General features: G+C 72.6%; 8 protein-coding genes and 1 pseudogene. 8 read left to right on the top strand and 1 reads right to left on the bottom strand.

The window, feature by feature from the left end; translation table 11 throughout:
• Positions 1-78: 78 nt before the first annotated feature.
• Positions 79-1356: a JmjC domain-containing protein gene (locus LZ198_RS14685; RefSeq protein WP_253972585.1), complete on the top strand. Its 1278-nt coding sequence runs from the start codon at positions 79-81 to the stop codon at positions 1354-1356.
• 9 nt (positions 1357-1365) lie between these two features.
• On the opposite strand, the gene LZ198_RS14680 is transcribed toward LZ198_RS14685, so the two are convergent.
• The gene (locus LZ198_RS14680; protein ID WP_253972584.1) at positions 1366-2724 is read right to left on the bottom strand and encodes an FAD-binding oxidoreductase; all 1359 of its coding nucleotides are present in this window, start codon (positions 2722-2724) and stop codon (positions 1366-1368) included.
• Positions 2725-2914: 190 nt separating this feature from the next.
• Here LZ198_RS14680 and LZ198_RS14675 point away from each other — a divergent pair, with 190 nt between their 5' ends.
• The 7 genes and pseudogenes from LZ198_RS14675 to LZ198_RS14645 all read left to right on the top strand — a co-directional run.
• Positions 2915-4171: a glycosyltransferase gene (locus LZ198_RS14675; protein ID WP_253972583.1), complete on the top strand. Its 1257-nt coding sequence runs from the start codon at positions 2915-2917 to the stop codon at positions 4169-4171.
• 174 nt (positions 4172-4345) lie between these two features.
• Complete coding sequence (locus tag LZ198_RS14670; RefSeq protein WP_253972582.1) at positions 4346-4534, top strand: mersacidin/lichenicidin family type 2 lantibiotic; 189 nt, start codon at positions 4346-4348, stop codon at positions 4532-4534.
• A gap of 122 nt (positions 4535-4656) precedes the next feature.
• Positions 4657-5256 (top strand): hypothetical protein, encoded by a 600-nt coding sequence (locus tag LZ198_RS14665; RefSeq protein WP_253972581.1) that lies wholly within the window; start codon positions 4657-4659, stop codon positions 5254-5256.
• A complete protein-coding gene (locus LZ198_RS14660; RefSeq protein ID WP_253972580.1) occupies positions 5253-7553 on the top strand; it encodes a peptidase domain-containing ABC transporter in 2301 nt (766 codons plus the stop codon). The genes LZ198_RS14665 and LZ198_RS14660 overlap by 4 nt, the downstream gene beginning before the upstream one ends.
• 37 nt (positions 7554-7590) lie before the next feature.
• The gene (locus tag LZ198_RS14655; RefSeq protein WP_253972579.1) at positions 7591-8664 is read left to right on the top strand and encodes a hypothetical protein; all 1074 of its coding nucleotides are present in this window, start codon (positions 7591-7593) and stop codon (positions 8662-8664) included.
• A 14-nt stretch (positions 8665-8678) separates the two neighbouring features.
• Positions 8679-11891, top strand: coding sequence for a type 2 lanthipeptide synthetase LanM family protein (locus LZ198_RS14650; protein ID WP_253972578.1), 3213 nt, complete (start codon positions 8679-8681; stop codon positions 11889-11891).
• A 76-nt stretch (positions 11892-11967) separates the two neighbouring features.
• Positions 11968-12164, top strand: a pseudogene (locus tag LZ198_RS14645) (ABC transporter ATP-binding protein); the annotation flags it as partial.

Raw genomic sequence — 12164 nt, 5'->3', positions numbered from 1 at the left:
CCCCTGGCTCGACGCGTGCCACGGCTCGGGACTACCGTGAGCCCCCTCGCTCGCACATCACGCACAAGGGGTCTTCGGATGTCCGGTGGAAACGGCCGTGAGCTCGCGGAACTGCTGCACCCTGTCACGCCGGAGGCGTTCCTCTCCGAGTACTGGGAGAAGCAGGCGCTCTTCGTCCGGGGGACGCCGGAGAAGTTCAAGGCGCTGTTCGACCGCCAGCGCTTCGACCAGGCCCTGCTCCACGCCGGCTTCGACAAGCGCGCGCCCGCCTCCTTCGGCATCCACGCCTTCTGGCGCAACCGCCACGACGAATACGCCGCCATCACCCTCTCCCCCGACCAGGTGCGCGAGGCGCTCACCTCCCGCACCACCGTGTGCGTCAACGACATCGGCGCGGGCGACGCGGGCCTGGCGCGCTTCGCGGCCCACATCCGCCGGCAGCTCAACCTGGCGACGCCCGTGCGCTTCAACTGCTACCTGTCGCCGCCGGGCGAGGGCCTGGACACGCACTACGACGCGCGGCACGCGATGGTCATCCAGATTGCCGGCCGCAAGCTGTGGCGCTACTCGCGCCTGCCCGCCACCCCCTACCCGCTGCGCAACGCCATCGTCGAGCAGGACGGCCGCGTGCGGCAGAGCGACAACAAGCCCATCAAGGACGTCGCCACCCCGGACGAGCGCCAGTTCGAGGAGGTCCTCCTGGAGCCCGGCGACCTGCTCTACCTGCCCCCGGGTTGCTGGCACAACGCGAAGGCGGGCGACGAGTCCTCCCTCGCCATGAACATGGCCTGCGAGACGGTGGGCTTCTTCGGCGTGCTCGGCCCGGAGCTGGAGCGGCTGCTCCAGTCGCGCGTCGACTGGCGCGCCCTCGTGCCGGCCTCCCTCACCACGCCGGACACGACGGGCACCATGCCCCCGGAGGTGCGCGGCTTCATCGCGTCGCGGCTGACGGAGCTGCGCGACCTGCTCGGCAAGCTCTCCTCGGACGACACGGAGCTGGAGCGGCTGTGGCGCCGCGCCAGCACCACCGGCGCCCTCTTCGCCCCGTCACAGCCGGCCCCCACCGTGACCCTCCAGCCCGACACGGTGCTGGCGCGCACGGAGCCCTACCCGCTCGTCTACGCGGTCCGCCCTGGAGGTCCCAACGGGGCGTCCTCCGTGTACCTCTACGGCGCCAACACGGAGGTGGGCCTGTCCGGCGAGGTGCTGCCCCTGGTGCGCGCCATCGCGGGGCGCGAGCGCTTCCGCGTGGGCGACGTGGAGGCCTGGGCCGAGGGCCTGCGCCTGGACCAGGCCCACGAGGTCCTCAAGGTGCTCGTGGCCCGGGGCCTGCTTCGCCCCGAACCCGCCGCGTGACGCGCGACCTCAGGGGAGCCCGCCCGGATTGAACAGCCCGTCCGGGTCCAGCTCCCGGCGCAGCGCGCGCAGCCGCGCGTAGGCGTCCCCGTAGAAGCGCTCCATCAGCTCCGGCGTCATCGCGTTGCAGCCGTAGAGGTACGGCCGGCCGCCCAGCTCCAGGCAGCGGGCCAGGAAGTCCGCGTGGGCCTGCCGGGCCCGCTCGGCCTTCTCATCCTCCCCGGGCTCGATGCGGTAGTAGATGCCGATGCCATAGAGCCGGGACGCGGGGCTCGACAGGGAGCGGATGTCGAAGGGCCAGCGCACCGAGCCCCGCTTCAGCGCCAGGATGCGCACCAGGCAGTTGTCGTCCCAGTAGCGCTCGCGCGGTCCCTCCTCCAGGGCCTTCACGAAGGCGCGCAGCCCCTCGTAGTCGAAGCAGTAGTCGCTCCAGAACTGGCGGGGCAGCTTCTCCATGGGCGCGTCGGCGCGGGTGCGCGCCTGGATGAAGTAGCCGGGCCGCACGAGCATGTGCGTGCGCTGATGCGAGAGCGACTCCAGCGGACCGGGGATGCGCGTGGTGGACGCCGACGCCTCGTCCGGGTGGCTCGCGCCGAAGACGCTCATCACCTCGCCGCGCTTCTGCTGTCCGAAGAAGTGGTCCGGCGAGGGCCCGTCCCAGCCCTGCGTCCAGGACAGCGACTCCACCAGCGCGCCGAACGACTCGAAGCCGTTGCGCTGCACGCGCACCACCGGCTGGAAGGGCAGCGTGCGCATGACGACGCGCTCGATGAAGCCCACCTGGCCGAAGCCACCGAGCGCGTAGCGGAACAGCTCCCCGTCCTCCGCCTGCGAACACCAGCGCGCGGAGCCATCCGGGAGGATGAGCCGCAGCCGCTCCACCTGGTCCAGGTGCGCGCCGTACACCAGCGAGCGCGCCCCATAGCCCGCGACGGACAACGTCCCCCCCAACGACGTGGCCATGTGGTCCGTGAGGACCGGGGCGGTGCGCCCCACCATGTTGAGCGCGGACTCCAGTTCACCCCAGCGGGTGCGCGTGGACACCTCCACGCGCCCGTCCTCGCCCACGACGATGTCGGGGTCACCGGGCGCGTTCTCCAGGACGATGCCTCCGTCGCTGAGCGACTGCGCGCGCAGGGAGTGGCCCGAGCCCCGGACGCTGACCGACACGCCCCGCGCTCGCGCGGTGCGGAAGGTGTGGACGACGTCCTCCTCGCAGCGCGCCTTCACCACCACCGCGGGGAGGCGCCGCGCCGTGCCGCCGAAGTCGTGGCTGTAGGGCTCCAGCGCCTGGGCGTCGACCAGGAGGGGCTGACGCACCCCAGCGCCCAGCGCCTGGACGAGCGCGTCCTTCTCTGCCGCGGACATCACCATGCTCTCGCACCCCGACGGAGGCCTGCGCTCGCGAGCGGCGAGCCACCCCGGCCCCGCGCCGTAGCATGGCATGTCTCACGCACAGGGTGACGGGCCCGCCGTGAGAAAGCTGTTACAGTCGCAGCCCTGCGTCCCGAGGCACCCGGGGCGCGGGGCTCCCCCTCGTCGTCGCGAAAGCCAGGCCATGCGCTTTCTCTTCACGTCCCTGACGAACTACGGCTCCCTCGGCCCCGCCATCTCCATCGCCCAGCAGCTTCGCGAGCGCGGTCACGAGGTCGCCTTCGTCACCGGCCCCACCATGACGCCGCTGCTCGACCGCGCGGGCCTGCGACGCATCCCCCGGGGCGAGGAGGACGGCCCCAGCTTCATCGTCGAGTTCACCGCCAACCCGCTGGAGCAGGCCCGGCAGGTGAAGCACATCGAATACGCCCTCACCCAATTCCCCGCCGACGTGCTCGTGGGGCAGGCCATGGCCTTCGGCGCGGTGCTCGCGGGCGCCCGGCACCACCTCCCCACCGCCGTCATCGGCCTGGCCGCCAGCATCCTCCCCACCGACGCCTTCCTGGAGCGCATGCCGCCGGAGTTCCGCGCCTACCCGGTCCACCGGCTCGCCGGCACCCTCCCCTACGACGCGTTCCTCTCCGACCGGTACGCGCGACTCATGGAGTCGCACGACATCTGCAGCGAGATGTTCTGGCTCCCCCGACGACAGGTGCCCTCGTCGCGCTCGCCCCTGCTGGGGGACCTGCACCTGCTCCAGAGCGTCGAGGAGCTGGAGGGTCCGCTGGACGTGCTGCCGGAGGTGACGCACCTGGTGGGCAACTGCGGCTGGGACTTCACCGAGCCGGACCCCGCGCTCGAGCAATGGCTGGCGGAGGCGCGAGACTCCGGGGAGCCCATCCTCTACGCCCAGCCCGGCCGGGTCTTCAACGCGCCCGGCTTCTGGGACCAGCTCCGCGGCGCGCTCGGGGAGAAGCCCGTCCGCGTGGCCGTCTCCATCGGCCGGTTGGATCGCCCCGTGACCGACGTGCCCGCCAACTTCTTCGTGCGCGGACACGTGCCCCAGGCCGCGGTCCTCCCCCATGCCCAGGGCATCATCTCCAGCAGCACGACCGCCGCCGTGCTCGGCGCGCTCACGCACGGCCTGCCCCTGTTCCTCATCCCCGGAGGAGGCGGCGGCGAGCAATCCGACCTCACCTTGCGCTGCCTCGCCGCGGGCGTCGCCGTCCACCTGCGCCCCGAGGACGTCACCGTCGAGAGCTTCGGCCAGAAGGTCGAGGAGCTGCGCACCAGCGAGCCCCTGCGCCACCACGCCCGCCGGCTCCAGCAGGCCTTCGCCCGCGCCCCGGGCAGCAGCGGCGCCGCGGCCCTCCTCGAGCGGCTCGCCACCGAACGCCGGCCGATCCTCCGCAACGAGGCTCCGCTGCGAAAGCTGGCTTGACGCGGAGCGGCTGGGTTCCCGCGAATCCATACAGCGCCACTGAAGTTTGATACCTCCATCTTGCTAATACTTCGCGACTCAATTGATACTGACGTTTCCCGGGAAGCAGGCCGTCAGGCCAATCCCGGGAATGCCTCAACAGGCACGCCGTACTCCCGTCGTAAGGAGAAGCCCATGTCTGATACCGTCAAGTCCGAGATCATCCGCGCGTGGAAGGACGAGGAGTTCCGCAACCAGCTGTCCCAGGCCGAGCGGGACCTCATCCCCGCGAACCCTGCCGGCATCCTCGAGCTGACCGACGAGGTCCTCGAGGTTGCGGCCGGTGGCCTGCAGGCCGCCAGCTGTGACTGGTGCAGCTGCTAGTTCCAAGCTGACCGCGCCCACTGCCGAAAGGCAGTGGTGTCGTGGCTCAGGCTGAAAACCTGTTTCACGATGTATCAGGAGCCCACACCCCTGGCGGGAGCTTCCCTGGCGACGAGCCTTCCATGAGTGCTCCCCCTTCCTCCATCTTCCGCACGGGTGCCCTGGAGCGCTTCGTCCAGGGTCGGGCCCAGCTCGTGCTCCCCGCCTTCATCGCGCCGCGCGCGCAGGTGCTCCTGTGGCTGACGCTGTGCACGCTCCTCGCGTGTGGCGCGCTGGCCTGGAGCGCGTGGCTGCCCCGCTTCGAGTCCGGGGTCGCCGTCGTCGTGAAGGGACCGCGCGTGCAGGACGGCGTGGGGCCCGACGAGTCCGCGCTGCTCGTGTTCCTGTCCCCTGACGCGCTCGCGTCGCTCCAGCCCGGTCAACCCCTGGTGGTGGAGCCCTCGTCTCCCGCGGCGGGCCTGCGCGCGGACGTGCTCGCCGTCGAGCCCCGGGTGCTCAGTCCCCAGGACGCGCGCGAGCGCTTCGGCGCCGCGCTCCTGCCGCCGCGCGCGGAGGCGGGCCCGTCCGCGGTGCTCGTCGCGCGGCTGCAGGCCACGCCCGGAGCGCCGAGCGCCGAGGCGCTCCTGGGCGCCCGCTTCCCGGTGAGCGTCCGCGTGGGCTCGCAGCGGCTGCTGGAGCTGCTCGTGCCCGGCGGGGCGCCCCAGCGGAGCCGCGCCCCATGAGCGAACCCGTGGAGCCCGCCGCGCCGCCCCCCGCCGCGCCCGTTAGACCGCCGCGCCTGCTGGACCGGGTGATGCGCGTGCTGTGGCCGCTGGTGCTGTGGTTCCGGTGGCGCCGCGTCCCGGTCATCCTGCAGTTGAGCACGCGCGAGTGCGGCGGCGCGTGCCTGGCCATGGTGCTGTCGTACTTCGGGCGGCGCACCGCCGCGGCCGAGTGCCGCGAGTGCCTGGACACCGGCCGCGACGGCGCCTCCGCGCTCTCCATCGTCCGCGCGGCCCGCACGCACGGGCTCATCGCGCGGCGCTACTCCGTCACGCTCGCCCAGTTCCACCGGATTCCCCTGCCGGCCATCGCCTTCTGGGAGTTCAACCACTTCGTGGTGGTGGAGCGCTTCGCCGCGGACCGGGTGGACATCGTCGACCCGGCCCGGGGACGGCGGCGGCTGACGCGGGCGGAGTTCGACGCGAGCTTCACCGGCCTGGCGCTCTCCTTCGAGCCCAGCATCCACTTCCAGAAGCGCCAGCGCTCCGGCGAGTCCTCCTGGCGCACCGCGCTGGCCTACGTCGTGGGCATGCCGCGCTTCGGCGCGCTGCTCGCGCAGATCTTCGCCGCGTCGCTGCTGATGCAGGGCATCGGCCTGTCGCTGCCCCTGCTCACGCAGGTGGTGGTGGACCGCATCCTCCCCTACCGCGCCACGGAGGTGATGACGGTCCTCGGGCTGGGCATGCTGGTGCTCGTGGCGGCGCAGGGCGTGACGAGCTACCTGCGCTCGGCGGTCATCATCTACCTGTACGCCCGGCTCGACTCGCGGATGATGCTGGGGCTGTTCGGCCACCTGCTCACCCTGCCGCTGCGCTTCTTCCAGCAGCGCACCACGGGCGACCTGCTGACGCGCCTGGGCAGCAACGTGGCCATCCGCGAGGCGCTCACCAGCCGCACGTTGTCCGTGGTGCTCGACGGGTTGATGGTGCTCGTCTACTTCACCATCCTCCTGTTCCAGGCGCCGCTGTTCGGCGCGGTGTCCATCGTCATCGGCGCCATCCAGGTGGCGCTGCTGCTGGGCACCAACCAGCGCATCCACGGCCTCACGCAGGAGAGCCTCACGGCGCAGTCCGAGTCGCAGAACTACCTCACCGAGGCCCTCATCGGCGTGGCCACCCTCAAGGCCTCCGGCGCCGAGCAGCGGGTGCTGGACCACTGGTCCAACCTGCTGATGAAGCACCTGAACGTGACGGTGCGCAAGAACCACCTGTCGTCGGTGCTGGACTCGGCGCTGCTGACGCTGCGCACGCTGGCGCCGCTGCTGCTCCTGTGGCTGGGGGCGCGGCAGGTGCTCTCCGGGGAGATGTCGCTGGGCACGATGCTCGCGCTCAACGCGCTGGCCGTCTCGTGCATCCAGCCGCTCGCGTCGCTGACCGCCACCGGCCAGCAGTTGCAGATGGTGGGCGCGCACCTCAACCGCCTCATCGACATCCTCGAGGCCTCGCCCGAGCAGTCGCTGCCGGAGGTGAAGCCCGTCGCGTCGCTGTCCGGCCGCGTGGAGCTGCGCGACGTCACCTTCCGCTACTCCGCGGACGGGCCGACGGTGCTGGACGGGATTTCGCTGAGCATCGAGCCGGGCCAGAAGGTGGCGCTCGTGGGGCGCAGCGGCTCCGGCAAGACGACGCTGGCCATGCTGCTGCTCGGCCTGCACGAGCCGTCCTCCGGCGAAATCCTCTACGACGGCCAGCCCATGCAGTCGCTGGACTACGTCCTCTTGCGCGGCCAGTTCGGCGCGGTGCTCCAGGAGCCGTTCCTCTTCAGCGGCTCGCTGCGGGAGAACATCACCTTCAGCGACCCGTCGCTCCCGCTGGAGCAGGTGGCCGAGGCGGCGAAGCTGGCCGTCATCCATGACGACATCGAGAAGATGCCCATGGGCTACGAGACGCTCATCTCCGGCTCGGGCGGCTCCGGTCTGTCGGGGGGCCAGCGCCAGCGGCTCGCGGTGGCCCGCGCCCTGGTGCGCAAGCCCGCGCTGCTGCTGCTCGACGAGGCGACGAGCCAGTTGGACGTGCTCACCGAGAGCCAGTTGGACCAGAACCTGGGGAGCCTGTCCTGCACGCGCATCCTCATCGCCCACCGGCTCAGCACCGTGCGCGACGCGGACCTCATCCTCGTCCTGGTCGACGGCAAGCTCGTGGAGCGCGGCACCCACGCGGAGCTGATGAGCCGCGGCGGCCACTACAAGGAACTGGTCCACAAGCAGCTGGCCGGCGACACCGCCCCCGCGTCCCCCGGCCCCCAGCGACTCATCGGCTGAAGCACGCACCCCGGCCCGAGCGAACGAGAGGCGCCCCATGTCGCGGTCCATGGAAGACTACCTGAGGCTGGCCGTGCCCTCCGTGCCGAGCGCGCTCATCTCGGCCGAGTCGCTGGCCCCCATCCTCGCGCTGGCGCGGCGACTGCCCCCGTGCTCGAGCAGCGGCTTCGAGTGCCGCCTGGGCGACGACGCCCCCGTGGCGGACTTCCTCGTCAACCTGCTCCCCGCGGACGGCTCGCGCGCCGCCTTCGCCGGACACCACCCGGACCACCAGCCGCCCGACGCGTTCCTCCACAGCCCCGTCTGGCAACGCGTGCGCGACTACTGCCGCGCCTGGGCCCAGCCCGACTCCCCGCTGCACCAGCGCATCCGCGACATGTGGCTGGAGTTCGACCAGGAGCAGTTCCACAGCCCCGTCCCCATCCCCGGCGTCTTCTTCGGGCCGGAGCAGCCCGTGGCGGACATCGCCGCCACGGTTTGTGACAGCCTCGCCCTGCTGCGGGGCCCCGACCGCGCCGCCCTGCCCCCGGCGCTCCAGCGCTGCCTTGAGCGGCTGCCCGGCGCGCCCCGCGTCGAGCAGGTGGGCATGATGTTCTCCCGCCAGACGGACGCGCTGCGGCTGTGCATCCGCGGCGTGCCGCTGCGGGGGCTCGGCGAGGCGCTGCGCCACGTGGGCTGGGAGGGACAGGCCGGGCCGCTGGACGCGGTGCTGGAGCGCACCCTGCCCTTCGTGGACGACGTCACGCTCGACATCGACGTGGGCGACGGCCTGCACCCCAAGCTCGGGCTGGAGTGCATCCTGGACAAGGACCCCAGCCCCGCGCGCTGGAAGCGGTGGCTGGACCAGCTCGTGGAGGACGGGCTGTGCACGCCCGCCAAGCGCGACGCGCTCCTGACCTGGCCGGGCATGCTCACCGCCCTCAACACGCGGGGCTGGCCGGAGAACCTGCTGCGCGCCAGCGAGCAGCTTCCGGGCGTGCACAGCGGCTTCGCCCGCCGCATCAACCACCTCAAGCTCATCCACCAGCCGGGCCAGCCCCTCCAGGTGAAGGCCTACCTCGCCTTCCGCCACTTCTGGTTCCGCCACGCCTCCAGCCAGGTCACCGCCTGACGCGCGCCCCCTCCATGTCCCAGTCGCAGCCCGACCCCGCCTGGTATCCGGCCCTCACGCTCGCCGAGCGCATCGCCACCCTGCGCGCCTCCCCGGACACCCCGGGCCCCGTGGACGAGGCCCTGGCCCGACGCCGCCTCGAGCGCTGGCGGGAGAAGCCGCCCCTGTCCGACGACGCGCGCTTCGCCTGGCGGCTGCGCGACGCGGGCATCGACGAGGGTGAGCTGCTGCGCCTGCTGGGCGAGCCCCCCGAGGCGCTGCGCGCCCGGGTGCCCCAGCCGCCCGCGTGGATGCGGGACATCGAGGAGGCCCTCGCCCTGGGCCTGCCCACCACGTCGCTGCCCTACCCCGAGTCCTTCCTGGGCACGCCCAACGCGGCGCTGCGGCTGGCCGCCGAGCCCTTCCTCCACCTGGGCTACACCCGGCTTCAAGAGGGCATCGCCCGGCTGAAGGCCTCCGGGCGCGCGCTGCCCTTCGACCCGGACACCGTGGGCGCGGTGCTCTTCGCCTCGCTGCCCGGGCCCATGGTGGACATGCTCAGCCGCACGCTGGTGCTCGAGCTGCACGTGGCGCGGCTGTCCGGCCTCCTCGAGGGCGCCACGCCACCGGAGCGCTTCCAGTTCTTCGTGCGGCGGCTGCGCACGCCCGAGGTGCTCGCGGCGCTCTACCGCGAGTACCCGGTGCTGGCGCGCCAGTTGGTGACGCGCGTGGGCCTGTGGGTGGACACGGGCCTGGAGTTCCTGGAGCGGCTGTGCGCGGACTGGACGGAGGTCCGGCCGCTGCTCGGCGCCGCGGAGCCGGGGCCGTTGACGGAGCTCAAGGCGGGCATGGGGGACGTGCACCGGGGAGGCCGCTCGGTGATGCGCGCCACCTTCGCCTCCGGCCAGCACGTCATCTACAAGCCGCGCTCGCTCCAGACGGACCACCACTTCCACGCGCTGCTGGAGTGGGTCAACGCGAAGGGCATCTCCGCGCCCTTCCCGCGCGTGCCCCACGTCGAGCGGGAGGGCCACGGCTGGGTGCAGTACGTGGAGGCCCTGCCCTGCGCGGACGAGGCGCAGGTGCGGCGCTTCTACCAGCGCCAGGGCGGCTACCTCGCGCTGCTGTACCTGCTGGAAGGGACGGACTTCCACTTCGAGAACGTCATCGCCCGGGGCGAGGAGCCCATCCTCGTGGACCTGGAGTCGCTCCTGCACCCGCCGCTGCGGCTGTCGGAGCAGTCCGACCTGCTCCTGCGCGAGCAGGAGATGTTCGCCTCCGTGCTGCGGGTGGGCCTCTTGCCCGGCCGCGCCTGGGAGGACGCGCGCAGCGCGGGCGTGGACATCAGCGGCATGGGCAACCCGGAGGGACAGGCCGGCAACCGCAACGCCCCCGCGGTGGAGGGCGCCGGGACGGACCAGCTGCACTACACGCGCAAGCCCCGCGCGTTCCGCCGCGGCCTCAACCGCCCCACGCTCCAGGGCATGGACGTGGACCTGTTCCGCTACCAGGACAGCGTCGTGCGCGGCTTCACGGAGGTCTACGAGCTCCTGCGCGCGCACCGGGACACGCTGGTGCGCGACTGGGGGCTCCTGGAACGCTTCGCGCGCGTGGAGGTCCGCACCCTGCTGCGGCCCACGTTCGTCTACAAGACGATGCTGCTGGAGAGCCACCACCCGGACCTGCTGCGCAACGCGCTGGACCGGGACCGCTTCTTCGAGCGGCTGGGGCTCAACACGGACCGCTTCCCCTTCCTCTCGCAGGTGGGCCATGCCGAGCGCCGGGCGCTGGAGCGCGGCGACGTGCCGCTCTTCACCACCCGCCCGGACGGGCGCGGCGTCTGGGGCGAGGCCCACGAGGAGATTCCCGACGTCTTCGACGAGCGCGGGCTGGACCGGCTGGAGCAGCAGTTGGGCCGGCTGAGCGAGCGGGACCGCGACAAGCAGGTGTGGGCCATCCGCGCCTCGTTCGCCACGCTGGCCATCGAGGCGGACCCGCTGCGGCTGGCGACCCACGCGCCCGTGGAGGCCGCCGCGCCGCTCGACCGGACGCGGCTGCTCGACGCGGCGCGCGCCGTCGGCGACCGGCTCGAGCTGCTGTCCGTGGGCGGCCAGGAGGAGTGTTCGTGGTTCGGCCTCACCCTGGGCCTGAACCGGCAGTGGCGGCTGAGCGCCCTGGGGCTGGACCTCTACGGCGGACTGCCCGGCGTGGCCCTCTTCCTCGCGCACCTGGGCGAGCTGACGGGGGAGGCGCGCTACACGCAGCGGGCGTGGGGCGCGGTGCGGACGATGCTGCGCAAGCAGGGCGAGCCCCGCCACCAGCCCGCGTCCGTGGGCGGGTTCCTCGGCTGGGGCGGCCTCGTCTACACCTACGCGCGGCTCGGCGCGCTGTGGAGCAGGCCGGACCTGCTGGACACCGCGGCGAGCTGCGCCGCGCAGCTGGACGAGCGGCTCTCGCAGGACGGCAACTTCGACCTGCTCGACGGCGCGGCGGGGAGCATCCTCGCGCTCGCCGCGCTGCACCACGTCGCGCCGTCGGACGCCGTGCTCGCGGTGGCGCGCCGGTGCGGCGAGCACCTGCTCACCCACGCGCGACCGCAGGCCCGGGGCCTGGGGTGGTACTCGCGGCTGGAGCCGGACGCGGCGCTGACGGGCCTCGCCCACGGCGCCTCGGGCATCGCCCAGGCGCTGCTGACGCTGCACGGGCTCACCGGAGAGCAGCGCTTCCGAGACGCGGGCCTGAAGGCCGTCGACTACGAGCGCTCGCTGTTCGTGCCGGAGCGCAGCAACTGGCCGGACCTGCGCGGCCGCCCCGTGGAGCCCCGCTTCAAGACGTCCTGGTGTCATGGGTCCACCGGCATCGGCCTCTCGCGGCTCGCGACGCTGGCGCACCTGGACGACGCCCTCGTCCACCAGGAGGTCGACGCCGCGCTCCACGACACCCTCAGCCAGGGACTGGGCCGCGACCACTCGCCCTGCCACGGCGACGCGGGCAGCCTGGAGCTGCTGCTCGCCTCGCGTGAGCGCCCCGGCCGGGGTGCCGCCCATCCGGAGCTGGAGCGCTGGGGCGCCACGCTGGTCGCCAGCGGCGAGCGCCACGGTTGGCTCTCCGGCGTGCCGCTGGGCGTGGAGACCCCGGGCTTCATGGTGGGTCTGGCCGGAACCGGCTACACGCTGCTGCGGCTGGCCGAACCCGCCCGGGTGCCCTCGGTGCTGGTGCTCGAGCCACCCCGGCGCCGGGTGAGCTGAGCTGCCGAAGAAATCTCGAAGAACGGTGGTGTCGGAGCCTCGGGAAGGCGAGCATCCGGCATCCCAGGAGCCTGTGATGACGACAGCGAACACCGCGACGCACACCCCCGAGAGCGCGCCCCTGATGGCGACCCCGAGCGCGGAGCCGGGCAAGTCCCTCATCCACCTGGAGGGCCTCACCAAGGTCTTCGAGACGGAGGAGGTGGAGACGCACGCGCTCTCCAGCATCCACCTGGACATCCAGAAGGGCGAGTGGGTGGCCATCGTGGGCCC

This window comes from Myxococcus dinghuensis (genome assembly GCF_024198235.1).
GTDB classification, from domain to species: Bacteria; Myxococcota; Myxococcia; order Myxococcales; family Myxococcaceae; genus Myxococcus; species Myxococcus dinghuensis.
Note: the sequence above shows the minus strand (reverse complement) of the source record. Positions and strands in the feature narration are given on the sequence as shown.

What these genes read in the sequence shown, in the direction of transcription:
- LZ198_RS14680 (WP_253972584.1), bottom strand. Translation starts at nt 2,724, where the DNA reads ATGTCCGCGGCAGAGAAGGACGCGCTCGTCCAGGCGCTGGGCGCTGGG.
- LZ198_RS14655 (WP_253972579.1), top strand. Translation starts at nt 7,591, where the DNA reads ATGTCGCGGTCCATGGAAGACTACCTGAGGCTGGCCGTGCCCTCCGTG.
- LZ198_RS14670 (WP_253972582.1), top strand. Translation starts at nt 4,346, where the DNA reads ATGTCTGATACCGTCAAGTCCGAGATCATCCGCGCGTGGAAGGACGAG.
- LZ198_RS14650 (WP_253972578.1), top strand. Translation starts at nt 8,679, where the DNA reads ATGTCCCAGTCGCAGCCCGACCCCGCCTGGTATCCGGCCCTCACGCTC.
- LZ198_RS14665 (WP_253972581.1), top strand. Translation starts at nt 4,657, where the DNA reads ATGAGTGCTCCCCCTTCCTCCATCTTCCGCACGGGTGCCCTGGAGCGC.
- LZ198_RS14660 (WP_253972580.1), top strand. Translation starts at nt 5,253, where the DNA reads ATGAGCGAACCCGTGGAGCCCGCCGCGCCGCCCCCCGCCGCGCCCGTT.
- LZ198_RS14675 (WP_253972583.1), top strand. Translation starts at nt 2,915, where the DNA reads ATGCGCTTTCTCTTCACGTCCCTGACGAACTACGGCTCCCTCGGCCCC.
- LZ198_RS14685 (WP_253972585.1), top strand. Translation starts at nt 79, where the DNA reads ATGTCCGGTGGAAACGGCCGTGAGCTCGCGGAACTGCTGCACCCTGTC.